Genomic DNA, 23,285 nt, shown 5'->3' on the forward strand with positions numbered 1-23,285 from the left:
CGTCCAAGGATCCGACGAATGCTTCATCCCGTACCACGCGCGCTGGCGCTGGCGCTGGCTGGCCTGATGGCCGCCAGCCCGGCCCTGGCGGAGACCGCCACCCCCGCGCCCGCTACGGCGCCGCCTTCCACCAGCGGCGATACCGAAGCCAGCAACAACTTCAGCATCGTCCGCTATCGCGCCGACTACCAGGTGCGGCCCGACGCAGGCAATGTGCAGACCGAGACCTACGAGGTCCTGCTCAAGACCAAGGCCTCGGTCGAGCAGTTCAGCCAGGTGCGGCTGAGCTACAGCGAGAAGATGGAGACGCTGGAGGTGCTCGACGCCTACACCATCACCGCCGATGGCCAGCGCCGTGACGTTCCGGCAGATCGCATCTACACCCAGGAAAGCTATTCCAGCGCCTCGGCAGCGATGTACGCCGACCGCAAGGTGCGGGTGATCGTGTTCCCGAACCTGGCGCCGGGCACGCGCCTGTATTACCAGGTGCGCCGCACCCAGGCCACGCCGTACTTCCCGGGCTACTTCGGCCTGTGGGAGACCTTCAATGTGTTCACCGAATACGAGGATGCCGAGGTGACGCTGAGCGCACCGGCCAACCTGCCGATGTTCGTGGACAGCCGCGGCGTGCAGGGCAGCGATCGCCCGGTGCTGAGGAACGGCCAGGCGCAGTGGCGCTGGCGCTACCAGCGCCGCGAGGCGATGCAGGCGCAGAACTGGTCGGCCGCCGGCTGGGAGTTCGGCCCGAACATCATGGCCAGCACCTATCGTGACTGGGCGCAGATGGGCCGGGCGTACCAGCTCAAGGCCGGTCCCGCCGCGCAGGTCACGGCGGAGATCCAGGCGCTGGCCGACCAGGTCACCGCAGGCATCGGCGACCGTCGCTCGCAGGCCGATGCGCTGTACCGCTGGGTCGCTCAGAACATCCGCTACGTCGCGGTGTACCTGGGCAATGGCGGGCTGGAGCCCAACAGCGCGCAGAGCATCCTCGACAACCACTATGGGGACTGCAAGGACCATGTGACCCTGCTGGAAGCCCTGCTGGCCGCCAAGGGAATTGCCAGTTCGCCGGTGCTGATCGGCGCCGGTGGCGGGCCGACGCTGCCGAAGATTCCGGTGCTGGGGCGCTTCAACCACGCCATCACCTACATTCCCGAGTTCGATCTGTACCTGGATTCGACCACCGCCTGGGCGCGCTTCGGCCAGTTGCCCGAGGGCGACCTGGGCGCGCCGGTGATGCGCACGGCCGACGCGAGCCTGGCACGCACGCCGGCCAATGGTCCGCAGCGCAACGCAACCTCGATGGAGGTGCGCTTCACGTTCGATGCCAACGGCAATCTGCGTGGCGAGACGATTCCGCAGCTGGGCGAGAATGCGGAGATCGGCATGCGCGCACAGTTCGCCCAGCTCAACGCGCAGAATCGGGCGCGCGCCGAGGAGTCGATCATGGCGGCGTCCGGTTTTGATGGCCGCGGCCAGCTGCAGCTGCAGGGCGTCCCGGTCGATCTGACCCGGCCGTTCGGCTACCGCATGGCCTTCCAGGCGGAAGACTACGTGGACTTCAGCGTGGCCGGGGGCATGGCGGTGCCGGATCCGCCAGGCGGCGAGTCGGTGCGCGGGCTGTACGCTACCGCGTCTGCACCGGCCAACGAGACGCCGTTCTACTGCAACGCGAGCCTGCGTGAAGAAACCTATCGCCTGCAGTTCCCGGCCAACGCGCCGATCATCGCCGTTCCGGCCAGCCAGCGTTTTGCCAATGCCGCGGGCGAGTACCGGGTGGACTGGAGCCGGCAGGGCCAGGAGGTGATCGTCCACCATCGCCTGCAGCAGAATGCCGTGCGTGGACCGGAGGCACTGTGCCAGCCCCAGGACTACACCGCGTTCCGCGCGCTGTATCGCGAAGTGCGCCGCGGCTTCCGCGGACAGGTTCTGTATGGAAGGCTGCCTGCACCTGCCAACTGAATCGCCGGTGGACGTGTGGGGCGGCATAATGTCGCCCTGATCGCCCATTCATCTTTGCCCGGGCACACTGGCATCCACCTTTCCTTGCGCCCGCGCCCACAGGATTCCCGCATGAACGTCCGCCTCCGCCGTATTCTTGCCGCCAGCACTCTCGCCATGGCCTGCGCCGCCGCGGGCAGCGCGTGGGCGGGTGCCCGCGATGACCTGAAGAACTTCACCAGCGGCCTGAAGGGCCTGGATGGCCAGTTCAGCCAGCAGGTGTTCGACAGCCGCGGCAAGGTCAAGGAGTCGACCAGTGGCCGCGTGGCACTCTCTGCCCCGCGCCTGTTCCGCTGGGAGTACGTGCGGCCGCACGAACAGCTGATCGTGGCCGACGGCAAGAAGGTCTGGATGTACGAGCCGGACCTGGAGCAGGCCACCGTGCGCGAGCAGGGCAAGGAAGAGCAGAACAGCCCATTGACCGCGCTGATCAACCCGGCGCTGCTGGAGCAGCAGTACGACCTCAGCGAGGAGGCGGCACAACGGGATGGCCTGCAGTGGCTGTCGCTGTCGCCGAAGCGCGATACCGAGGCCAGCTTCCAGTACGCCGCACTAGGCTTCAACGCCCAGGGGCTGGCGAGGATGGAGATCACCGACGCGGTCGGCCAGCGCACCGTGATCAATTTCAGCGGCTGGAAGCGCAACCCGACCTTCGCGGCCTCGACCTTCCGCTTCAGCCCGCCGGCCGGCACCGACGTCATCGGCAACTGATGGGTGACGCCGGGCATGGCCCGGCGCTACCGATGTGCGCATTTCGCCGATCCGCCGGGCATGGCCCGGCGCGACCGACGGGGGGCGCGGTACAATAAGCGGGTGCCAAGACAACGCTCCACTTCCTTCCCCGGCCCCGATCTGCTGAGTGTCGATCGGGATCATCTGCGCCCGCTCGCCGAGCGCATGCGTCCGCAGACGCTCGATGAAATGGTCGGGCAGAAGCGCCTGCTCGCTCCGGACAGCGCACTGCGCCGGGCGGTCGAGTCCGGTCGGGTGCATTCGATGATCCTGTGGGGCCCGCCGGGCTGTGGCAAGACCACGTTGTCGCTGCTGCTGGCCGAGTATTCCGATGCCGAGTTCCGCGCCATCTCCGCCGTGCTGTCCGGCCTGCCGGAGGTGCGCCAGGTCCTGGCAGAAGCGGCGCAGCGTTTCGCCGAAGGCCGGCGTACCGTGCTGTTCGTCGATGAGGTGCATCGCTTCAACAAGGCGCAGCAGGACGCGTTCCTGCCGCATATCGAGCGCGGCACCATCCTGTTCGTGGGTGCCACGACCGAGAACCCGTCCTTCGAGTTGAACTCGGCGTTGCTGTCACGCTGCCGTGTGCACGTGCTGGAGGCGGTCTCGCCCACCGACATCGTCGAGGCACTGCAGCGGGCGCTGGGCGATCGCGAGCGCGGCCTGGGCCAGGAGTCCATCGAGGTTGCGCCCGAGCTGCTGCTGGAGATCGCCACCGCTGCCGATGGCGACGTGCGCCGCGCATTGACCCTGCTGGAAATCGCTGCCGAACTGGCGGGGGGCGAGGGCGGGCACATCACCCCGCAGACGCTCACCCAGGTGCTGGCCGACCGTACCCGCCGTTTCGACAAGGGTGGCGAGCAGTTCTACGACCAGATCTCGGCGTTGCACAAGTCGGTGCGCAGTTCCAATCCCGATGCGGCGCTGTACTGGCTGACCCGCATGCTCGACGGCGGCTGTGATCCGTCGTACCTGGCGCGCCGGCTGACCCGCATGGCGATCGAGGACATCGGCCTGGCCGATCCGCGAGCACAGAGCATGGCGCTGGAAGCGTGGGACATCTACGAACGGCTGGGCAGCCCCGAAGGCGAGCTCGCGTTCGCCCAGCTGGTGCTGTACCTGGCCAGCACCGCCAAGTCGAATGCAGGCTACGCGGCGTTCAACCAGGCCAAGGCCGACGTGCGCCAGAGCGGTACCGAAGAGGTGCCGCTGCACCTGCGCAACGCGCCGACCAAGCTGATGAAGGAACTGGGCTACGGTGCCGAGTACCAGTATGACCACGATGCGGAAGGCGGGATCGCCCTGGATCAGACCGGCTTCCCCGATGCGATGGGCGAGCGCGTGTACTACAACCCGGTGCCGCGCGGACTGGAGATCAAGCTGAAGGAAAAGCTCGACCGGTTGCGCGCCGAGCGCGAGGCGGCGCGGGCGGCGAAGCGGCGTTGATCGCCGTTATGCAACCAATCCGATTGTCGGGTCCACGCTGATTCGAGAGAATCCCCGGTTCACTTCTCAAGGATGACGTTCATGCAGGACATGACTCTGGCGTTGAAGCGCTACGCCCAGTTCGAGGGTCGGGCCAATCGCCGCGAATACTGGATGTTCCAGCTGTTCCTGTTTCTGGTGGCCACGGCGGTGTCGCTGCTGGCCGGCGTGCTGGCGATCCTCATGCGCTCCAGTCCGGATGCACTGAGCGCCATCCTGATCGGCACGATGGTGCTGCTGGGCCTGATGTGGCTGGCGACGATCGTGCCGCTGATCGCCGTCACCGTGCGCCGTCTGCATGACTGCAACCAGTCCGGCTGGCTCTATCTTCTGGCATTGGTGCCGATGGGCGGCCTGGTGATCCTGGTGTTCGCTCTGCTGCCCGGCACGCCGCAGGAAAACCCGTACGGCCCCGTGCCTGCGGGCCCTTGACGCGGCACCCGCCGGGCAGCGCCCGGTCCTGGATCGGCCTTCCCGCCTTGGCGGGAACAATGATGATGCGTCCCATGACGCCGCGGTATCGCGCGCGTGATACACAGTGTGACGTTTGATCGTTGTGATAATCATTCGCGTTTAAGGTAGACTGCGGTCCCTTGTGAAACAGCGGCCCAGGCCGCTGACGTCGCCCGCCGATGAAGCATTTCGTCCTGCCTCCGCACCGTGGTCCGCTGGCCCGCGGCCTTGCCGTCCTGATGATGGGTCTGCTCCTGGCTACCCCGTATGCGTACGCGCAGCAGCGCAATCCGCTGCAGAAGATCGGCCACACCGTGCTGGATGAGCCGGCCGCCAGCTATCGCTTCGAGCATTTCGTGATCGACAGTGCCGACACGCAGCGCCGCTGGCGGGTGAATCTGGCGATTCCGGTCCGCGCCTCCAGTGCACCTTCGCCGGTGCTGTACGCGCTGGACGGCAATGCGGTGGCGATGGTGCTCGACCAGCCGCTGCTGGCTGAACTTGCAGCACTCAAGGCGCCTCCGGTGCTGGTGCTGATCGGCTACGACAATGATCTGCGCATCGACTCGAAGGCGCGGACCCGTGACTACACGGCATGGATCGACCGCGCCGACGATGAGAGCGGCGCAACCCAGGCGGTCGGCGGGGGCGCTGCGGCGTTCCTTGATGTGATCGAACGCCGCATCAAGCCCGAGGTGGAGCGTCGCGCCCGCGTCGACACCGGGCAGCAGGCGCTGTGGGGGCACTCGCTCGGTGGCCTGTTCGTGCTCAACGCGCTGTACACCCGGCCGGCCGCGTTCCAGGCCTATCTCGCCGCCAGTCCGTCACTGTGGTGGGCGCAGGGCGCGGCGCTGGGCGATCCCGAACAGCAGTTCGTGCAGAACGTGCACGGGCAGCCGGCCAGGGTCTGGTTGATGCTGGGAGGCGCCGAGCGCGTCGGCGACCGCGGCAAGCGTGACCTGAACAACCCGCGGGTGGTCGCGCACCTGCGCCGCATCGGCGGCGCCACGCCTGACGCGGCGATGCAGTTGTCCGAGCGGCTGCGCCGGGTGCCGGGGCTGAGCGTGCAGTACCGCGAGTTTCCTGGCCTGGGCCATGGCCCGATGCTGCCGGCGTCCTTCCACGCGGCGCTGCATGAGCTGTACGGGGTGACCGATCGCAGTGCAGGCGATGGCGCCAGTGCAACGGATGGGCCGTCCAGCGAATGAATCCCTTCGCGCGGCGTGCCGTGCGACCCCACTACCCAGGCGAGGCTGCCCGCGTGCAGCGGCCCAGGCAACCGATGAATCCCGCGCCACGTGGCGCGGCCTACGTGTGCAAGGAGCCTGTCATGTCGTTCCGTTCCTCCCTTCGTCCTTCGCTTCGCTTCACCACTCTGGCCACCGGCCTGCTGCTGGCCGTCGCGGCCACCGCGCAGCCGGTATTCGATCAACCGGCCAACGCCACGTTCAAGGGCCAGGTGGTCTCGCGCGGCGACAATGTGGTGCCGGGCAGCACCGCCGATGTGGTCGGTCGCGGCTTCGTGCCGGGCCAGAAGGTCAGCCTGCTGCGCGGCGACAGCGTGTTGAACGCCCAGCCGGTGGTGGTTGATGCCGATGGCAACTTCAAGACCCAGCTGGCCATTCCCGCCGATGCCGTGCCGGGCACCCATCCGGTCGTGGTGCGGGCGAGCCAGCCGGCCGCCGCGACGGTGCTGAAGCTGCGCGTCTCGCCGCAGCTGCCGCTGTCGGGCCAGGCGCAGTTCACCACCCAGTCCAACAAGCTGGTGCCGGGCCTGTACCAGTCCGCCTACAGCGCCGCCAGCAATGCGCTGTTCGTGACCTCCGCGGTCGGCCGGCCGCCGGTGACCCAGTCGCAGCTGCTGAAGATCGACCCGGCGTCGCTGAAGGTCAGCAAGGCGATCACGCCGGCGCAGGTGCCGGGCAGTACCAACGGCGCGGTCTATGCGGTGTACGGCGTGGGCGTGGATGATGCCAACGGCAACGTGTGGGTGACCAATACCCGTCAGAACAGCGTGGCCGTCTATCGCCAGAAGGATCTGTCGCTGGTGCACCAGTTCCCGGTCGATGCGGTGCCGCATGCGCGCGACGTGGTGATCGATGGTACCCGCGGCAAGGTGTTTGCCTCGGCCACCGGTGAGGATCACCTGTCGGTATTCGATGCGAAGACGTTCAAGGAGCTGCCCGCGGTGACGCTTGAATCGGGCGTGGATGACGGCAAGTTCACGCCGATGAGCCTGGTGCTGGACGAGAAGGGCGGCAAGCTGTTCACCGTCAGCATCGGCACGCCGGAGGCGGCGGTGATCGACGTGGCCAGCGGTGAGGTCGAGAAGGTGATCGATCTGGGCAACTCGATCAGCGCGTCGGGCGTGGCGTTCGACGCGGCGCGCAACCGGTTGTACGTGGCGTCGCAGGGCACCGACAACCTGCTGATCGTCGACGTCGCAGCCGGCAAGGTGCTGCACGATGTGCCGGTGGGCGCGGGTGCGCTGAACGTCGCCTTCGATGATGCATCCGGCCTGGCCTATGTCAGCAACCGTGGCGCAGGCACCGTGACCGTGGTCGACCGCGAGGGCAAGGTGGTCGCCAACCTCGACGGCGGCACTTTGCCGAACCACGTCCGTGCCGATGGCAAGGGCAACGTGTTCGCGGTGAACAAGTCGCGCGGCGCTGAAGACCCGAAGGGTGACCGCATCACCCGCATCACCCCGAAGCAGTAAGTCAGACGGCAGGGCGGCGCGCGCGTCGCCCTGCCAGCAAGGAGAACGTCCATGAACATCGTGCCCCGTCTGCGCCTGTGCGCACTTCCGTTGGCTGTTTCGCTGGCACTGGCTGCCTGTGGCGGCTCGTCGGCTCCCTCCGATGCCAAGAAGCCTTCCGAACCGCCGCCGGCGGCAATGGCGGCCGCCGCGGACACCGCGTTGCCGGCAGGCTGGAAACGCGTGGCCGGTGCCGAGATGCCGGCCGTGCATGACCAGAAGGCCGTGCTGCCGGCCAAGGTGCATTCCGATGACGGCGCCGATATCGCGGTGACCGACACCCGCCGGATCGTCGCCGGTGGCGACGACGTCATCGCGGTGATCGAGGCGCTGGGGCTGGGCAAGCAGGTATTTGCCGCCCCGACCAACACCACCACCGAGGCTGGCCGGGCTGCGCCGCACCAGTTCCTGTTCAACCGCACCACGGGTGTGGAGGGTGTGCTGAGCCTGCGGGGTTCGCTGTTCCTGGGCAACAGCCTGCGCCGCCACACCGAGCTGGCGAAGAAGCTGCGCGAGGTGGGGGAGCCGGCGGTGGTCATCGACGATCTGCAGCCGGCGCCGGACAAGGTGCGCAAGGTCGCCGCCGCACTCGGGCTGGCCGAAGCAGGGCAGACGCTTGCCACGCAGGTGCAGCGTCAGCTGGATGAGGCCGCAGCGATCGGCCGGGGCCTGGGCCATGCGCCGCGTGTGATCCATGTGTCGGCCACCGGTGCCGGTGGCGCACCGACCGTTGCGGGCACCGACAGCGCATCGGCGCAACTGATCGCGCTGGCCGGCGGCGTCAACATCGGCACCGAGGCGGGAGTGAAGAACTACTCGCAGCTGAGCAATGAGGGCGTGGTCGCCGCGGCACCGGAGGTGATTCTGGTGACCGAGCACGATCTGCAGCTGTTCGGCGGTGCCGAGGGCCTGTGGAAGTCGTACCCGACGCTGAAGCAGACACCGGCCGGGCAGGCCAACCGGGTCTGGGTGATGCCGGATGTGCAGCTCAAGTACACCAGCGTAGGTTCCGGGGCTGGCGCACTGGCGCTGGCGCGGGCGCTGGCGGCGCTGCCGAAGGCATGAGTCCGGCGGACCGGCGCCGTCGTCGCGGGCGGACGATGTTGATGGTGGCGATGCTGGCACTGCTGGCCGCCATTCTGGCCTCGTTTGCGGTCGGGCCACTGCGCTTGCCACCGCTGGAGGTGCTGCAGGCGCTGGCGGTGAAGATGGGGCTGCTCGATCCGCAGGCGGTGAGCAGCCGCGACCTGGCGGTGGTCTGGCAGCTGCGCATCCCGCGCGCCCTGTTGGGCGCGGTGGTGGGGGCATCGCTGGCGATGGCCGGTGCCAGCCTGCAGGGCCTGTTCGGCAATCCGTTGGCGGACCCGGGAATTGTCGGCGTCAGCCAGGGCGCCGCGCTGGGCGCGGTCGCCGCCATCGTGCTCGGTGCTGCAGGTGCGGCCGGCTGGTTGGTGCCGGTGGCCGCGTTTGCCGGCGGTGCGCTGGCGATCGGCCTGACCTACGCCCTTGCCCGGCCGGGCAAGGGCAGTGGCAATGCCACGCTGTTGCTGGTCGGCATCGCCATGGCGGCGTTCTGCTCGGCGCTGATCGGTTTCCTGACCTACATCGCCAGCGAGAGCGAACTGCAGTCGCTGGTGTTCTGGCAGATGGGTTCGCTGGCCCGCGCCAGCTGGAGTGATGTCGCCGCCGTGGTGCCGTTGTTCGCCATCGGCGTGTTCGCGCTGCAGCGCCTGGCAACGCCACTGGACATGCTGGCGCTGGGGGAACGCCAGGCCCAGCATCTGGGCCTGGACGTGGCACGGACCCGCCGCCGGCTGGTGGCGTTCAGTGCCCTGCTGGTGGGTGCGGCCGTCGCGTTTGCCGGTTCGATCAGCTTTGTCGGCCTGGTGGTGCCACACGTGGCGCGCATGCTGGTGGGGCCGGGGCACCGCTGGTTGCTGCCCCTTTCCGGCCTGCTGGGGGCGCTGCTGATCGTGGTGGCCGATACGGCCGCGCGCACGCTCGACCCGCCGGCGGAGATTCCACTCGGTCTGTTCTCGGCTGCACTGGGTGCACCGTTCTTCCTCTGCCTGGTGCTGCAGCAGCGCCGCAAGGCAGCACCATGACGGCCCTGCTTCATTTGCGCGACGTCGTGGTGCGACGCGGGCAGCGCGAGATCCTGCACGGCATCAACCTGGCGTTCGAGCCGGCGACGGTCACTGCACTGGTCGGGCCCAATGGCGCTGGCAAATCGACGCTGCTGGCAGTGGCTGCGGGCGATCTGCATGCCGATGCGGGTGAGGTGAGCCTGCTTGGCAGGCCGCTGGCCGGCTACAGGGCCGGTCCACTGGCGCGCGAGCGCGCGGTGATGCCGCAGGAGCACGGCGTGCGTTTCGCCTTCAGCGTGGAGGAGGTGGTGGCGATGGGGCGCCTGCCACACCCGCCCGATCCCGTACGCGATGGCACGCAGGTGGAGGCCGCGATCGACGCGACCGAACTGCAGGCGCTGCGCCTGCGCGAGGTGCAGCAGTTGTCCGGTGGCGAGTCGGCCCGGACCACGTTCGCGCGCGTGCTGGCGCAGGATACGCCGCTGCTGCTTCTCGACGAGCCGACCGCTGCGCTGGATCTGCGCCACCAGGAGCGTACGCTGCGCAGCGTGCGTGCCTGTGCCGAGGCCGGGGCCTGCGTGATCGTGGTGCTGCACGACCTGAATCTGGCCGCCGGCCATGCCGACCGCATCGTGCTGCTGGAACAGGGCAGGGTGGCCGCCGACGGCTCACCCGCGCAGGTGTTGACCGTGGACACGCTGCAGCGGGTCTATCAGCAGGACGTGGTCGTGCTGGAGCATCCGAAGCGGGGCGTGCCGCTGGTGGTGGTCACCTGATCCGGGCGGCGAAAGGAATCCTCATCGTTCCACTGGTGCGCGCAATCAGCACTTGCGCGCCAGATTGGCAGGTCTAGAATGGGCCCCATGAACCGGATGCCGCTCCTGAAGTTTTTCACCCTGACCCGCGCAAGCGCGGAACGGGCGTGTCTGCCTGGAGCTCGACGGGGCCGCTGAATCGGCCACCGTTGGACCATCCACAGAGCGCCCTCCGGGGCGCTCTTTTCGTTTCCGCAGTCCCTTTCATCCACCCGCTGCACCGCAAGGAGAACGTGCCATGCACCAGATCGCCGAGACCGAACGCTAGCCGCGCACCCTGTCGCCAACGGGGGTGCGCGGCCCCCGAAGTTGGCTTGCAGGAACCCATCACATGAACACCCAGATCCTTTCCCGTCGTCGCAACCTCGGCATCATTGCCCACATCGACGCCGGCAAGACCACGCTCACCGAACGACTGCTGTGGAAGAGCGGCGAGATCCACCGCGTCGGTGAGGTCCATGACGGCAACGCCACCACCGATTTCTCGGCGATCGAGCGCGAGCGTGGCATCACCATCGGCGCAGCAGCCGTGCAGGCGCAGTGGGCGCCGCGCGATCTGCCGCCGCATCGGCTGACCCTGATCGACACCCCGGGCCACATCGATTTCGCCATTGAAGTCGAGCGTTCGCTGCGGGTGCTCGACGGTGCCGTTGCGGTGTTCTCTGCCGTGGATGGCGTGCAGCCGCAGTCGGAAACGGTGTGGCGCCAGGCGCGCCGGCACCGGGTGCCGTTGATCGCCTTCGTCAACAAGATGGATCGTGTCGGCGCCTCGTTCGAGCGCGTGCTGGAGCAGCTGCGGGACAAGCTGCAGGCGCGGCCGTGGGCGCTGGGTGTGCCGCTGGGCAGCGAAAGCGACTTCAGCGGCTGGGTCGATCTGGTGGATGAGCGCGTGCTGCAGTGGCGCGACGGCGGCGTGGTGACCATCACGCCGTGGGATGACGCTGCACGCAGCCAGTGGCAACCGCGGCGCGACGCGCTGGTGGAGGCCGTGGCCGACCATGACGAGGGTCTGGCCGATGCGTGGCTGGAGGGCCGGGTGATCGATGCGGAACTGCTGCGCGCGGCACTCCGGCGGGCGACGCTGGCCGGTGCGGGCGTGCCGGTGCTTGCGGGTGCGGCGTTCAAGGACAAAGGCATCGAGGCGCTGCTGGATGCGGTGGTCGATTACCTGCCTTCGCCGTTGGATCGGCCTGCCGTCACTGCCGAAGGCGAGGCCGGCGACGTGCTGCTGCCGCCGGATCCGGAGGGTCCGCTGGCGGGCCTGTTGTTCAAGATCACCCATCAGCAGCACGGTGCGCTGAGCTTCGTGAGGCTGTATTCGGGAACGCTGAAGGCAGGCGACGCTGTGGCCAGCTCGCAACATCCGCAGGGTCGGCGCGTGAGCCGCCTGGTGCGGGTGCAGGCAGACCAGACCCATGACATCGAGCAGGCCGTGGCCGGTGACATCGTCGCGGTGCTGGGCTGGAAGGATGCAGTCAGCGGTGAAACGCTGAGCGCACGCGATCAGCCGTTGCGCCTGGAGAGCATCCAGGCACAGGCGCCGGTGCTGGCGTGGCGCCTGGAACCTGCGCGTGCAGCGGACCTGATCCGCATGGCGCAGGGGCTGGCCAGCCTCGCCCAGGAGGATCCGTCATTCCGCGTGGAGACCGATCGCGAGAGCGGCGAAACGCTGGTATGGGGCATGGGCGAACTGCACCTGGAGGTGATGGTCGAGCGCCTGCGCAGCGAATGGAAGGTCGATGTCGGCATCGGTTCGCCGCGCGTTGCCTACCAGGAAACGCCGTTGCGCGCGGTCTCCGGCGTGGTCGGCAGGGTCGTCAAGCAGAGCGGTGGCCAGGGCCAGTTCGCCCATGTGGTGCTGGACGTGGCGCCGCGTGAGGACGACCAGGTGGTGTTCAACGATCGCATCGTCGGAGGCGTGATCCCCCGTGGTTTCATCGCAGCGGTGGAGAAGGGTGCGCGTGCGGCGCTGTCGGAAGGACCGCATGGGCATCCGGTCGTGGGCATCGAAGTGACCCTGGTGGACGGCCAGACCCATGCCAAGGATTCCTCGGACATGGCGTTCCACCGGGCCGGCAGTGAGGCCGTCAGGGCCGCGCTGGCCAGTGCCGGCACGCAGGTGCTGGAGCCGGTGATGGCGGTAACGGTGCATTCGCCCTCGGCGTCGGTGGGCGACGTGGTCGGCGACCTCAACCGTCGCCACGGTCGCGTCGCGCGCATCGAGGACCAGGAGGGCCGTGCCGAAGTGAGCGGCTTTGCACCGCTGGCGCAGCTGGTGGGCTACACCACTGCGTTGCGCTCGCTCAGCCAGGGGCGCGCCAGCAGTGAATCGCACCTGCACGGTTACGAGCCGGTACGCGCTGCCTGAAGTGTGCAAGGGGCCCGTTCGCGGGCCCCTCTTGCTGCCGGCGAGCGGCGGCAGGGCGCATTGCAGTGCAACAAAAGTGTAGAAAAAGCTGGATTAAAGTGATGCCTCACGATAAATTGCGCACCCGTCGTTGCTTGCCGCTGTCTGCCCCCACTCATGCGTGATGACAAAGACCCCGGAACCCTGGAGCTGACCCTGCCGCGCAAGCGCGGTCGTCCGCCCAAATTCGGGTACGCGATGAGCGATGCGCAGCGCGCCGCGCGTTACCGCGCACGCAGGTCGGGCCAGGCCAACCACGCCGATGTGCGCTCCTGCAGTGACATGGTCCTGCTGGACAAGATCCGCGCCGCGGTCAGTGCGCGCGACACCGAACTGGCGGGCTTCCTTGTCCACGTCCTGTGGCAGCGCTATCCGCTGCAGCTGAAATAAGTCAGTGCCGGGGTGGTGGTCGTCACCCGGCTTGTTGATAATGCGGGATTCAGGTTGTTCCCGCTGGCGCGCCCGGGATGGCAGGCGCGCATGATGAAACGGTTCCTACGATGACCACCAGCGACACCACCACCGAAGCGGCGCAGGCCGGCACCCCCCTGTTCTACACCCGTCCGGTGCCGCTGCAGGCTGATGTGCACGCCGACCTGCGCATCCTGCCGGGCAAGCTTGATTTCGCCGCCGGCAACAACGCCATTCCGCTGGTGCTCGGCGAGTTCTCGCTGGCACTGCATCATTTCCCGATCCTGTTCGCCGGCCCCGGCGCCGTTCCGATGGCTGCCGTCGGCGTGACCAACGAGAACCTGTTCATCAAGGACGGGCTGTGGGAAGACGAGGCCTACATTCCGGCCTATCTGCGTCGCCACCCCTTCATCTTCATCGACACCGGCGCGGACAACGATTTCCTGCTCGGCATCGATGAAGCGAGCCCGCGCGTGGTCAAGGGAGGCGAGGAAGGCCAGGCGCTGTTCGCCGACGGCAAGGCCACCGACATGGTGCAGCAGGCGCTGGAGTTCTGCGGGCAGTACACCCGCGAGCACGAACAGACCCAGGCCTTCTCCAAGGCGCTCATCGAAAAGGGGCTGCTGGTCGAGCGCAATGCGACCGTACGCGCTCCGAACGGTCAGGAGTTCAACCTCAACGGCTTCCAGGTGGTCGACGTCGAGAAGTTCGTCGCGCTGCCCGAGGAAACCGTGATCGAATGGCACCGCAGCGGCTGGCTGGCCCTGATCCATCAGCACCTGATGTCGCTGGGCCGCTTCAACGACCTGACCCGTCGCCAGGTCGAACGCCTGGCAGCCTGAGCGGGCTGAAGGGCCGGGCTCCCGCGCAGCGGGGCCCGGTCCGTGCGGGTTGTGTGGCACCTGGCGCGAGCAACATCGGGCGCTTGGGGTGCTGGTTGCTGGAGTGCTAGGCTGGGAAGGAGGGGCAGTCTCCCCAGGGGTGAAGGGGGGGGCTAAGCGGCTGTCGGCAGGTCAGGAGATGACGTGCATGGGGATGAACAAGGCAATGGTCATCATCGCCGTATCCCGTTACATGGGGGCGTACGGCGACCTGCCGGGGACGGTGAATTCAGCGCGCCGCCTGCAGGATTGGGCGTTGCAGGAGAGCTATACCGTTCTCTATCTGGGAGACGATGACGAGAGCCCGGAGATCGCGCAGGATGGCATCACCGTGGACCTGTTGCGGCGCCGGATCGGGCAGTTTCTTGCCACGAATTTCATCGACCGCCTGGTGGTGTATTTCGCCGGACACGGCGCGATTGCTTCGGATGTCAACGAGTTCTGGCTGCTGACCAATGCTGGCAACGACCGGCGGGAAGCGATCGACGTGGAAGCGCTGCGCCGCAGCCTGGCGGAGTACAACATCGGCGGCAGCAACCAGCAGGCGCGCGCGGGTCAGTTGTGCCTGGTCGGTGACGCCTGCCGCGTGGTCGGCAGTGACTCATTGAAGCTGACCGGCGACTCGATCGTGAGCAAGAAGGGGACTGCACGCCCGCTGCAGGTGGACCGTTTCCTGTCCTGCCAACAGGGCCAGGCGGCTTTCCACATCGATGCTACCGGTGAAGCGCCTGCCTATTGTCTTTTCTCAGACGTGCTGATCGATGCGTTGTCCGGCAATGTCGCCGAAGCCGTCGAGCACGACAACCACGAGTTCAGGCCGGTCGTGACCAACCATCGGCTTGCAGACTATCTGGAGTTCGAAGTACCTCGCCGGGCCGAGCTGCTCGGCGAGGCATGTTCCCCGACAATCGACACGCAGATCCGGCCGCCTCACAATGACTACAAGCGGCTGCAGGGTCTCGCGCCAGTGACGGCTCTCCCCGTTGCGGCAGGTCGCTACGGGCCTCCAGCGGACAATCGCCCGGGAGTGGAGCCTCCATCGAGGAATGCCCTCGAGCTCGCGGCGCGACGTTCGCAGATGATGGTCGCGCACATGCAGTTTTCGTTGCAGATGCCCCTTGCGTCTCGTAGTGGGTTGGAGCGGGGTGTGAGGCCGTCCTGGCGGCGCGATGGCTTCGCGGATCGATCACGGGATGATGAACCTTTGGCTGTTTTCTGCGATCACCTGCCGGCATCCGTGGCCGTCGGGACGAGCAGTCGCGTGGATACCCTGCGCGTCGCCGGTATGCGCGCGATCCGTACCTCGCAGTTTGACGGCATGCCGATGCTTATGCCTGCAGGAGACGACTTCCTGCTGCTGTCCAGCTACCCGGGCGTGGCTACGGCAGTCCTGGGAGAGGAGCCGAAGCAGGCCGTTCTCTACCGGCCCGACACCAACGAATGGCAGCCCGGCCTGAACGAGTCGAGCCAGGGCGAGAGGCGTGCGCGCCGCCCCCTGGCGCGCGCCGATGCATTGGCAGCGGCCTTTGCCAGGGATGGAGAGGCATTCCCGCACCTGGCGGTGCTGGCAGGCTACCTCTACGAGTATTCGGGACGGCGTGATCGGGTCATCCAGCTCGCGCAACGTCTGGCACGACGGGGGCTGGACGCGGGAACAGGGCAGCCCGTTCTTCCATTCGATCTGGCCCTGCTGTGTGCCGACAAGATCGAATGGGTGCAGGAGGGTTCACGAAAAATCGCGTTTGCGGCTCTGCCTGCGGTGGAGGGAGAGCGCGATGGCGATGGATTCAAAGCTGTTTCGCCGCACATAGGCTGGCGCGGCTACAGCGGCTTGAGAGGGGTGCCGCTTTGGGGGGCGCTGCCTGCCCATCGCTCGGGCTGGAGCCTGCTGCGCTCAGCGGATTCCTACGTGCCACGCGATATCCGGGTCATCGCCGAACACATCCATGGCGGCGCTACGCCCCGCCTTTTCGGCAAGGGTGTGCCCGTCTTCCTCAAGGCCTTCAACTATCGCTTTGTCGAGCTGGGACAGGGTGGCGGTGATGACGTGCTGATCGATGTCCCAACGGAGGTTCTGCTGTGACCAAGATTCTGCTGATCCATGGAATCAACAACCAGGGAAAGTCCGAGGAGATCATCCGCAGCAGCTGGGGCGATGCCTTGCGCAAGGGGGCGGTGGCGGCGGGCATGAGCATTCCTGACGACGTGACCCTCCACGCGGCCTTCTACGGCGATCTGCTGCATGAGGAGACCGAGTCGTGGGGCAAGAGTGGGCCGGCAGTCACGCCGATGGGGCCGGATGCACTGGACTCGGACTATGTGGATGATCGGATCGCCGAACTCTATATTGAATATCAGCGGGGCAATGGCATCTCCGATGCGCAGGTTGCGCTGGCCCTTGATCCCGGCGATGAACCTTTGTCCGCAAAGCGCATGGCAAAAGGAGTCCACAAAAAGTGGCTGAAAGCGATCGCACGCGCTTTGGAGAGCATCCTGCCGGATCGGGGAAAGGCGGTTGCGCGTCAATTCCTGCGGCAGGCGTCGGCGTACCTGCAGAAGCCCGGATTAAAGGCGCGCATCGACGCAAAGGTCCGTGAACAGTTGTTCGATTCACTCCGGACAGATGAAGAGGTGGTGGTGATCGGGCATTCGCTCGGATCGGTCATCGCCTATGACCTTCTGCGTCGCTTGCATTCCGTGGTCGGCTGCCGGCTCCTGCTGACCTGCGGTTCGCCGCTTGGGGTGAATGTGGTCAAGGTCGGAATTGGCCCGCCGCTTCGATGCCTTCCGAATGTGAAGCATTGGTTGAACGTTTCCGATGAGGAGGACTTCGTCGCCCTGCACCCGGAACTGACCGTCAAGAGCTTTGGCTGCGACCAAGTGCACAACATGGCGGACGTCGACAACGGTGTTGAGGATGCACACGACGTGCTTCGATACCTGGCACATCCAGCTGTGTTCCGGGAGCTGCGGAAGGCTCTCTAGCAGGTGATGGAGCCTCCGCTGAGTCGTTGGACTAGCGCAGTGACTGCGGAACGCGCCGCAGCTCGCGGGTGTCATATCCCATCGCGGCGATGCGTTTCACCGCCTGCGCATAGTCCTCCGCAGAGACCTGCGGGGTGCGCGCCATGTACCACACGTAGTCGCGCTTGCTACGCGCCACGATGGTCTGCTGGTAGTCGCTATCGATCCAGGCAATGACGTACTCGGCCTGAATGGGCCATACGAACTGCATGCCCCAGATGGCGCCGTTGCCTTCCTTCTCGACCCTGCCGATCGGGTGCATCGATCGCTGTGGTGCGTCGAAACTGCCCTTGCGATAGGTGAAGGTGGTCTGGATGCGGCCGTCCGGCCGCGGCGCGTAGCTTTCAATGGCGTCAAACGCTTCGCGTTCCGGCCAGGAAGGGATATGGGCGATGACGTACCAGTCGCCCATGAAGCGGGGAACGTCGACCGCCTGCGGTCGCGGCAGGGGGCGCAGGTCACTTGAACTGCAGCCGGTGCCGAACAGGGCGATCGCCAGGAACGAGAGCAGCGGAAGGGGGCGCATGGTGACCTCAACGTGGCCGGAACAGGTAATGGGCAACCAGCCACTGCTGGCCGTTGTCGTAGCCGAACAACTCGGCGCAGGCCATCCAGAACATGCGCCAGCGGTTCCACCATTGCCTTGCCGCCGGCCTGCCATAGGTTGCCTCCAGGATCGGCATGATGCGTTCACGCGCGGCATCCTGGTTCGCCAGCCAGTGGTCAGCCGTACGCTGGTAATGCGTGCCATCCAGCAGCCAGCGCCGCTGCAGGCGCAGGTCCTGCTGGAAGTGCAGCAGAGTGTCGGCAGCGGGCATCAGCCCACCCGTGAAGAAGTGCCGCCCCATCCAGTTGTCGCCGCCTTCGGTTTCAAAGGGGTACATCAGGGTGCGGTGGGCGAAGATGTGCACGAACAGCGCGCCGTCGGGCTTCAGCCACTGCGCGATGCGTGACATCAGCTGCGCATGGTTGCGGACGTGCTCGAACATCTCCACCGAAACGCAGCGGTCGAAACGGCCGGCGGGCAGCTCCAGCCGGTTGACATCGCAGGTGATCACCTCGACATTGCCCAGCCCGCGGAGCCTGCACTGTTCAAGGATGTGCTGGCGCTGGCTGTGCGAATTGGACACCGCCGTGATGCGCGCGCCCGGGAAGCGCTCGGCCATCCACAGGGTCAGCGAGCCCCAGCCACACCCCAGTTCAAGGATGTGCTGCCCGTCAGCCAGGCTGGCACGCTCGCCGTAGAGCTCGAGCATGGCGACTTCGGCTTCGTCCAGGGTCTCGCGACCGCTCGGGTAGTAGCAGCTGCTGTATTTCAGGCGCTTGCCCAGGCAGGCCTGGAAGAATGCGGCGGGGACTTCATAGTGTTGCCGGTTGGCGGCATCGACATGAAGCGCGACCGGGCTGCCGGCCAACTGCTCAAGGCACTGGTTGAAGCGCGCGGACTGCGCCTCGATGCCCCCGGCACTCTCTTCCTGGAGGCGTTGGGCGCACAGCCGGCGGATACCGGAGCGCAGGGCCACATCCGGAATGAGGCCGCGCTCGGCCCAGGCGATCAGCCCGGTTTCCGGATCGGCAGGCGTTGCGAGTGATGTGGCGACAGTCATGGCAGGTGCTCCTTGGACGAACGCGGGAACCACGGGAAGAACATCGGCGTGCTGCGCTGGTAGTCGCGGTAGTCCTCACCACGGCTGCGCAACGCCTGCTTTTCGGTGAAGGGAATGCCGCTGAGATAGCGCAGGAACAGGTACATCAGCACCGGTCCTGTCCACGCAAGCCAGCCCAATGGCGAGCCGACCGCGAGCAGGACGTAGGTGAACCAGTGCAGCCATTCGAAGAAGTAGTTGGGGTGCCGCGAGTACCGCCAGAGGCCGGTGCGGCAGGTGCGCCCCTTGTTGGCCGGGTCGGCGCGGAACCGTGCGAGCTGATGGTCGGCCAGCGCCTCGCCGCCGACGCTCAACAGCCAGACTACGGCAGCGGCGGCAACCCAGCCCGCCGCGGCGGGCGAGTCGTTGCTGGCGACGGCCACGAATGGCAGGGAGAACAGCACGATCAGCAGCGCCTGGGCGATGAAGAAGCCGAAGATCTTGCCCTGGTGGCTCTGCCAGTGATCTCGCAGGTATCGGTAACGCCCGTCCTCGGCCTCGCGCCGCACGCGGCTCCACAGGTGCAGCGCGAGTCGGCCGCCCCACAGGCCGCCCAGCACCGCAAGGGCCACACGCGGCAGCGCGGCGCCGTCACCGAGCAGGGCCAGTATCAGCGCTGACGCAGCGACGCCCTTCGCCCACAGCACATCGACGATGCCGATGTTGCGGTGGCGGCGCTGCCAAGCCCATCCCCAGATCATGATGAGCAGGGCATACAGGGCAACCCAGAGCAGGGCGTTCATGGTTGGGCTCCGGCAAACGGTGGGCGGATGGCGGGCCTCGACCAGCGACGCGCAGCGATACACAGCAGTGGCAGGGCGATGCTCCAGCCGATACCCAGCGTCAGCAGGCCTTTCCAGGCCGGGGGCGAAAGCTGCACGGCGTCGAAGCCGCGGCTGGCGGACAGGTACGCCAGCGGGGCAAGCAGCAGGCCAAAGCACACGGGGAGCGCCGTGTTCCGCTGCAGGAAGGCCATCGATGCATTGATCGTCATCGCGAAGGACGCCCAGAGTGCGAGGATCCAGGGCGGTGGCACCCAGCCCAGGGGCGCAGCGGCATAACGCACCACGCCCGCGGCGGCAGCGGCGCCATCGACCAGCCACGCACAGGCCAGGGCCAGGACCAGCAGGCGGAGCTCGACCCGGGGCAGGGGACTGGTGCTGAGCTGGCTGGCCACGAACAGTGTGGCGGCCAGCAGTGCTGGCCATTGCAGCCCGCGCCCGGCGCCAGCGACCGCGCACAGCCAGACCGCCTGGTTGCCGAGCAGATTGAGCCAGGTGCGGCGCATGTCAGTGTGCGCCCGTGGCGTGCGCGCTGCCCCGATGGCCGGGGCGTGCCAGCAGCAGGTGTGAAACGCCGATCGAACGTTCCAGGAAGCCGCCCTCGCAGTAGGCCAGGTAGAACTCCCACAGACGGCAGAACCGCGCGTCGAACCCCTGCGCATGCACTGCGGGAAGCTGTGCGAGGAATCGCTGGCGCCACGCCCGCAGCGTGAGGGCATAGGAATGGCCGAAGTCCTGCTGCGCCAGCAGCTGCAGATCGCTGGCACGGGTCTTGGCGGCCATGATCGCGTTGATGGAAGGGATGAAGCTGCCGGGGAACACGTGGCGTTTGATGTAGTCCACGCTTCGGCGCGCCTGCTCATAGCGGTGGTCTTCAATGGTGATCGCCTGCAGCAGGGCCAGCCCGTCCGGCTTGAGCAGCCGTTGCAGGGTGGCCATGTAGGTGTCCAGATACTGGGCGCCGATCGCTTCGATCATCTCGATCGAGACCAGCTTGTCGTACTGCCCGTCGAGGTCGCGATAGTCCTTCATCAGCAGGGTGATGCGATCCTCCAGGCCCGCGGCGCGCACCCGTGCCGTGGCCAGCGCATGCTGCTCGGCGGAGATCGTGGTGGTAGTGACATGGCAGCCGTAATGCTGCGCGGCATGCAGTGCGAACCCGCCCCACCCCGTGCCGATCTCGACCACCCGGTCTCCGGGTGCCAGGCGCAGCTGCTGGCAGATGCGATCGAGCTTGCGCCGCGAGGCGTCCTCGAGCGTGTCCTGCTCGCTGGCGAACAGTGCCGATGAATACATCAGGTCCGTTGACAGGAACAGGGCGAAGAAGTCGTTGCCGAGATCGTAGTGAGCCGCGATGTTGCGCCGGCTGCCTTCGCGGCTGTTGCGGCGCAGCCGGTTCCAGCCGCGCAGCAGCCAGCCGCCGATGCGTGCCGGGCCACGTTCCATGCCGTCCAGCAGATCGCGGTTGCGCACCAGCAGGCGTACCAGCGCAACCAGGTCGTCGCATTGCCAGTCGCCGTGGATGTAGCTCTCGCCTGCGCCTACGCTGCCTTGTGCGGCGACTTTGCGGTAGAACGCCGGGTCATCGATGGTCACAGTGACATGCAGTTCCCCCGCAGCGTCGCCCAGCAGTGTTTCGCCGAGGGCATCGCGTACCCGCAGCTGGCCTTCGCGCAGCGGCGCAAGCTGGGACAGCAGGCGTTGGCGCAGGTATGCGTCGAGCGCGCCGGCCCGGGGCATGGCTGCAGATGGAGTCATCTCGTTCATCGCGGTTTTCCGGCAAGTGTGGGGTGGTCATGGACCGGGTTGCGCTTGAGCCACAACCGCAGCGCATGCCAGTGAATCGCCGCAACGACCTGCACGGTCATCAAGGGATACAGGGTGAGCACCTTCGCCAGGCCGCGCCCGTCCAGCGGTCGTCGCTGCATGTGCTGCGTGGCGTCGAACTGGCGCACGCCCTCCTGCAGAACCTGCATGTGGACCCTGAGGTCCTCGCCGGGCGTGCTGAACCGCCAGTCGTAGGTGCAGTCCATCGCCATGAAGGGCGACACATGGAAGCGCTTCTGGAACTGCCAGCGCAGTGAGCCCGGCTCGCTGGCCGCTTCTGCCACTGACAGGACGTAGGCGTGGCGCTCTTTCCATGGCGTATTGGTGATGTCGGCCACGATGCAGTCCAGTGTGCTGCCGTCAGGCTGGTAGCAGTAATAGAAGCTGACCGGGTTGAAGACGTGCCCGCCGAAGCGCAGATGGGTCAGCAGGCGGATGGGGCCCGCCGGGCGATGACCCCGCACGCCTGCGACATGGCGGCGGACCGCCTCGGCAAGCGGCATCGAGGGGTCGCCGAAGTAGTCGCTGCGCCGGAACTCCGCCAGATTGCGGCGGTTCAAGGACCACAGCCATCGTCCGGCAAAGATCGTGTCCAGCTCGTCGAGATCAAGCAGCAGCTGCGCGACCGGGTAGCGGAAGGCGTGCGCGTGCGGCTGGTGCCTGCGGTGTATCACGTGGCCGAAGTAGAGGGCGCTGGCGCTCATGCGGCGGCCTCGTCCTGCGTCATGAGACGTGGCTGCGGCGAACAGGTCCGCATCGCGTCGACGACGCGACGGGCACTGCGGATGCCATCTTCGTGGAAACCCCACCCCCAATAGGCTCCGGCGAACCAGGTGTGGCGGCGGCCCTGTACGTCGGCCCAGCGCTGCTGGGCTCGGACCGCAGCATGATCGTGCACCGGGTGTGCATAGCTCATACGACGCAGTATGCGGCGTGGGTCGATCGCCTCGGTGCGGTTGAGCGTCACGACCAGCGGGATGTCGCCGGGCAGTCCCTGCAACAGGTTCATGCAGTAGCTCACGGTGCAGGGAGCGGCGGGATCGCGCGGCACATGCGCGTTCCATGCAGCCCATGCCTTGCGGTTGCTGGGCAGCAGGGATGCATCGGTGTGCAGTACGACGTCGTTGGGCTGGTAGCGGATGGCACCCAGTACGTCACGCTCGATCGGATCGGCATCGGCCAACAGTGCCAGCGCCTGGTTGCTGTGGCAGGCGAGGATCACTTCATCGAATCCTTCCACGCCCGCAGCGCTGTGCACGCGCGCGCCCCAAGGCATCCGCTCGACGGCGAGGACGGGACACTCCAGGCGCTCGTGCACCCGCCAGCGGCGGCGCAGGGCGTCCACGTAGCGCGCCGAACCACCTTCCACCACGCGCCACGGCGCGCGGCCGGTCATCTGCAGCATCTGGTGGTTGGCCATGAACTGGGCCAGGTAGCGTGCGGGGAAGTCCAGGACGGTCGCCGTCGGCGACGACCACAACGCCGACGCCATCGGCAGCAGATGCTCGTCGACGAAGGCCTTGCCATAGCGCTGGCTGCGCAGATAGTCGCCAAGCGTTGGGCCTTCCCGCTCGGCCAGCAGCAGCGGCGCATCGCGATAGAAGCGCCGCAGGTCGGAGAGCATTCCCCAGAAGCGCGGCGAAACGAGGTTGCGTCGCTGGCAGAACAGGCCGTCCAGCGAGGTGGCGTTGTACTCCACGCCCGAACGCTCGCTGTGCATGGAGAAACTCATGGTGGTGGGCCGCGAGGTGACGCCCAGCTCGTCGAACAGCGCGCTCAGCAGCGGATAGTGCAGCGGATTGAACACGATGAACCCGGTGTCCACAGCCATCCGCGTCCCGCCCAGCTCGATGTCGTGGGTGTGGGTGTGTCCGCCGAGATAGTCGTTGGCCTCGAACAACGTGACGTCATGTTCGCCGTCCAGCCACCATGCACTGGCCAGACCAGAGATTCCCGAGCCGATGACTGCGATGCGCATG

At 67.0% G+C, this 23,285-nt stretch carries 21 protein-coding genes; 14 read left to right on the top strand and 7 right to left on the bottom strand.

Translation table 11 applies throughout. The features are described from left to right. Window positions 1–18 precede the first annotated feature (18 nt). From N8888_RS09150 to N8888_RS09215, 14 genes are all read left to right on the top strand, one after another. A complete protein-coding gene (locus N8888_RS09150) occupies window positions 19–1,962 on the top strand; it encodes a DUF3857 domain-containing protein (RefSeq protein WP_263178248.1) in 1,944 nt (647 codons plus the stop codon). Between the two features lie 111 nt (window positions 1,963–2,073). Further along, window positions 2,074–2,712 (top strand): outer membrane lipoprotein periplasmic chaperone LolA, encoded by a 639-nt coding sequence (gene lolA, locus N8888_RS09155; RefSeq protein WP_065182198.1) that lies wholly within the window; start codon window positions 2,074–2,076, stop codon window positions 2,710–2,712. 186 nt (window positions 2,713–2,898) lie between these two features. Then, complete coding sequence (locus N8888_RS09160) at window positions 2,899–4,176, top strand: replication-associated recombination protein A (protein WP_227255445.1); 1,278 nt, start codon at window positions 2,899–2,901, stop codon at window positions 4,174–4,176. 81 nt (window positions 4,177–4,257) lie between these two features. Further along, window positions 4,258–4,647, top strand: coding sequence for a DUF805 domain-containing protein (locus N8888_RS09165; protein ID WP_065182200.1), 390 nt, complete (start codon window positions 4,258–4,260; stop codon window positions 4,645–4,647). 200 nt (window positions 4,648–4,847) lie between these two features. Then, on the top strand, window positions 4,848–5,876 hold the full coding sequence (locus N8888_RS09170; RefSeq protein ID WP_065182201.1) for an alpha/beta hydrolase: 1,029 nt from the start codon (window positions 4,848–4,850) through the stop codon (window positions 5,874–5,876). 122 nt (window positions 5,877–5,998) lie between these two features. Next, a complete protein-coding gene (locus tag N8888_RS09175) occupies window positions 5,999–7,387 on the top strand; it encodes a YncE family protein (protein WP_128988579.1) in 1,389 nt (462 codons plus the stop codon). A gap of 51 nt (window positions 7,388–7,438) precedes the next feature. Next, window positions 7,439–8,491: a heme/hemin ABC transporter substrate-binding protein gene (locus N8888_RS09180; protein ID WP_263178252.1), complete on the top strand. Its 1,053-nt coding sequence runs from the start codon at window positions 7,439–7,441 to the stop codon at window positions 8,489–8,491. Beyond that, window positions 8,488–9,531, top strand: coding sequence for a FecCD family ABC transporter permease (locus N8888_RS09185; RefSeq protein ID WP_197599961.1), 1,044 nt, complete (start codon window positions 8,488–8,490; stop codon window positions 9,529–9,531). Before N8888_RS09180 ends, N8888_RS09185 begins: the two co-directional genes overlap by 4 nt. Further along, a complete protein-coding gene (locus N8888_RS09190; RefSeq protein WP_263178253.1) occupies window positions 9,528–10,289 on the top strand; it encodes a heme ABC transporter ATP-binding protein in 762 nt (253 codons plus the stop codon). The genes N8888_RS09185 and N8888_RS09190 overlap by 4 nt, the downstream gene beginning before the upstream one ends. A 370-nt stretch (window positions 10,290–10,659) precedes the next feature. Beyond that, entirely contained in the window at window positions 10,660–12,696 is a 2,037-nt protein-coding gene (gene fusA / locus N8888_RS09195; RefSeq protein WP_263178255.1) for an elongation factor G, read from the top strand. Between the two features lie 156 nt (window positions 12,697–12,852). Beyond that, window positions 12,853–13,125 carry a hypothetical protein gene (locus tag N8888_RS09200; RefSeq protein ID WP_019659661.1) on the top strand — a complete coding sequence of 91 codons (273 nt, stop codon included), beginning with the start codon at window positions 12,853–12,855 and terminating at the stop codon, window positions 13,123–13,125. A 110-nt stretch (window positions 13,126–13,235) separates the two neighbouring features. Then, a complete protein-coding gene (locus tag N8888_RS09205; protein ID WP_111186989.1) occupies window positions 13,236–13,988 on the top strand; it encodes a SapC family protein in 753 nt (250 codons plus the stop codon). A gap of 187 nt (window positions 13,989–14,175) precedes the next feature. After that, window positions 14,176–16,110: a caspase family protein gene (locus N8888_RS09210; RefSeq protein ID WP_263178259.1), complete on the top strand. Its 1,935-nt coding sequence runs from the start codon at window positions 14,176–14,178 to the stop codon at window positions 16,108–16,110. After that, window positions 16,107–17,012 carry a hypothetical protein gene (locus N8888_RS09215; RefSeq protein WP_263178260.1) on the top strand — a complete coding sequence of 302 codons (906 nt, stop codon included), beginning with the start codon at window positions 16,107–16,109 and terminating at the stop codon, window positions 17,010–17,012. The genes N8888_RS09210 and N8888_RS09215 overlap by 4 nt, the downstream gene beginning before the upstream one ends. 31 nt (window positions 17,013–17,043) lie before the next feature. Here N8888_RS09215 and N8888_RS09220 read toward each other — a convergent pair whose 3' ends face one another. Genes N8888_RS09220 through N8888_RS09250 form a run of 7 tightly spaced genes read right to left on the bottom strand, consistent with a single transcriptional unit; the run spans window position 17,044 to window position 23,284 of the window. Next, window positions 17,044–17,577 carry a lipocalin family protein gene (locus N8888_RS09220; protein WP_065175694.1) on the bottom strand — a complete coding sequence of 178 codons (534 nt, stop codon included), beginning with the start codon at window positions 17,575–17,577 and terminating at the stop codon, window positions 17,044–17,046. 7 nt (window positions 17,578–17,584) lie between these two features. Beyond that, window positions 17,585–18,658 (bottom strand): SAM-dependent methyltransferase, encoded by a 1,074-nt coding sequence (locus N8888_RS09225; RefSeq protein ID WP_065175693.1) that lies wholly within the window; start codon window positions 18,656–18,658, stop codon window positions 17,585–17,587. After that, window positions 18,655–19,440 (bottom strand): DUF1295 domain-containing protein, encoded by a 786-nt coding sequence (locus N8888_RS09230; protein WP_263178262.1) that lies wholly within the window; start codon window positions 19,438–19,440, stop codon window positions 18,655–18,657. Before N8888_RS09230 ends, N8888_RS09225 begins: the two co-directional genes overlap by 4 nt. Continuing rightward, complete coding sequence (locus N8888_RS09235; RefSeq protein WP_197599964.1) at window positions 19,437–19,985, bottom strand: DUF2878 domain-containing protein; 549 nt, start codon at window positions 19,983–19,985, stop codon at window positions 19,437–19,439. Before N8888_RS09235 ends, N8888_RS09230 begins: the two co-directional genes overlap by 4 nt. A 1-nt stretch (window position 19,986) precedes the next feature. After that, window positions 19,987–21,246 (bottom strand): SAM-dependent methyltransferase, encoded by a 1,260-nt coding sequence (locus N8888_RS09240; protein WP_180875144.1) that lies wholly within the window; start codon window positions 21,244–21,246, stop codon window positions 19,987–19,989. Beyond that, window positions 21,243–22,010 (bottom strand): DUF1365 domain-containing protein, encoded by a 768-nt coding sequence (locus N8888_RS09245; protein ID WP_263178265.1) that lies wholly within the window; start codon window positions 22,008–22,010, stop codon window positions 21,243–21,245. The genes N8888_RS09240 and N8888_RS09245 overlap by 4 nt, the downstream gene beginning before the upstream one ends. Then, on the bottom strand, window positions 22,007–23,284 hold the full coding sequence (locus N8888_RS09250) for an NAD(P)/FAD-dependent oxidoreductase (RefSeq protein WP_263178266.1): 1,278 nt from the start codon (window positions 23,282–23,284) through the stop codon (window positions 22,007–22,009). Before N8888_RS09250 ends, N8888_RS09245 begins: the two co-directional genes overlap by 4 nt. Window position 23,285 lies beyond the last annotated feature (1 nt).

Origin of the sequence: Stenotrophomonas maltophilia, from assembly GCF_025642255.1 — a bacterium.
Taxonomy (GTDB): Bacteria; Pseudomonadota; Gammaproteobacteria; order Xanthomonadales; family Xanthomonadaceae; genus Stenotrophomonas; species Stenotrophomonas maltophilia_P.

Coding starts and splice junctions, on each gene's coding strand:
- N8888_RS09150 (WP_263178248.1), top strand. CDS start 19: ATGCTTCATCCCGTACCACGCGCGCTGGCGCTGGCGCTGGCTGGCCTG.
- lolA (WP_065182198.1), top strand. CDS start 2,074: ATGAACGTCCGCCTCCGCCGTATTCTTGCCGCCAGCACTCTCGCCATG.
- N8888_RS09160 (WP_227255445.1), top strand. CDS start 2,899: ATGCGTCCGCAGACGCTCGATGAAATGGTCGGGCAGAAGCGCCTGCTC.
- N8888_RS09165 (WP_065182200.1), top strand. CDS start 4,258: ATGCAGGACATGACTCTGGCGTTGAAGCGCTACGCCCAGTTCGAGGGT.
- N8888_RS09170 (WP_065182201.1), top strand. CDS start 4,848: ATGAAGCATTTCGTCCTGCCTCCGCACCGTGGTCCGCTGGCCCGCGGC.
- N8888_RS09175 (WP_128988579.1), top strand. CDS start 5,999: ATGTCGTTCCGTTCCTCCCTTCGTCCTTCGCTTCGCTTCACCACTCTG.
- N8888_RS09180 (WP_263178252.1), top strand. CDS start 7,439: ATGAACATCGTGCCCCGTCTGCGCCTGTGCGCACTTCCGTTGGCTGTT.
- N8888_RS09185 (WP_197599961.1), top strand. CDS start 8,488: ATGAGTCCGGCGGACCGGCGCCGTCGTCGCGGGCGGACGATGTTGATG.
- N8888_RS09190 (WP_263178253.1), top strand. CDS start 9,528: ATGACGGCCCTGCTTCATTTGCGCGACGTCGTGGTGCGACGCGGGCAG.
- fusA (WP_263178255.1), top strand. CDS start 10,660: ATGAACACCCAGATCCTTTCCCGTCGTCGCAACCTCGGCATCATTGCC.
- N8888_RS09200 (WP_019659661.1), top strand. CDS start 12,853: ATGCGTGATGACAAAGACCCCGGAACCCTGGAGCTGACCCTGCCGCGC.
- N8888_RS09205 (WP_111186989.1), top strand. CDS start 13,236: ATGACCACCAGCGACACCACCACCGAAGCGGCGCAGGCCGGCACCCCC.
- N8888_RS09210 (WP_263178259.1), top strand. CDS start 14,176: ATGGGGATGAACAAGGCAATGGTCATCATCGCCGTATCCCGTTACATG.
- N8888_RS09220 (WP_065175694.1), bottom strand. CDS start 17,577: ATGCGCCCCCTTCCGCTGCTCTCGTTCCTGGCGATCGCCCTGTTCGGC.
- N8888_RS09225 (WP_065175693.1), bottom strand. CDS start 18,658: ATGACTGTCGCCACATCACTCGCAACGCCTGCCGATCCGGAAACCGGG.
- N8888_RS09230 (WP_263178262.1), bottom strand. CDS start 19,440: ATGAACGCCCTGCTCTGGGTTGCCCTGTATGCCCTGCTCATCATGATC.
- N8888_RS09235 (WP_197599964.1), bottom strand. CDS start 19,985: ATGCGCCGCACCTGGCTCAATCTGCTCGGCAACCAGGCGGTCTGGCTG.
- N8888_RS09240 (WP_180875144.1), bottom strand. CDS start 21,246: ATGAACGAGATGACTCCATCTGCAGCCATGCCCCGGGCCGGCGCGCTC.
- N8888_RS09245 (WP_263178265.1), bottom strand. CDS start 22,010: ATGAGCGCCAGCGCCCTCTACTTCGGCCACGTGATACACCGCAGGCAC.
- N8888_RS09250 (WP_263178266.1), bottom strand. CDS start 23,284: ATGCGCATCGCAGTCATCGGCTCGGGAATCTCTGGTCTGGCCAGTGCA.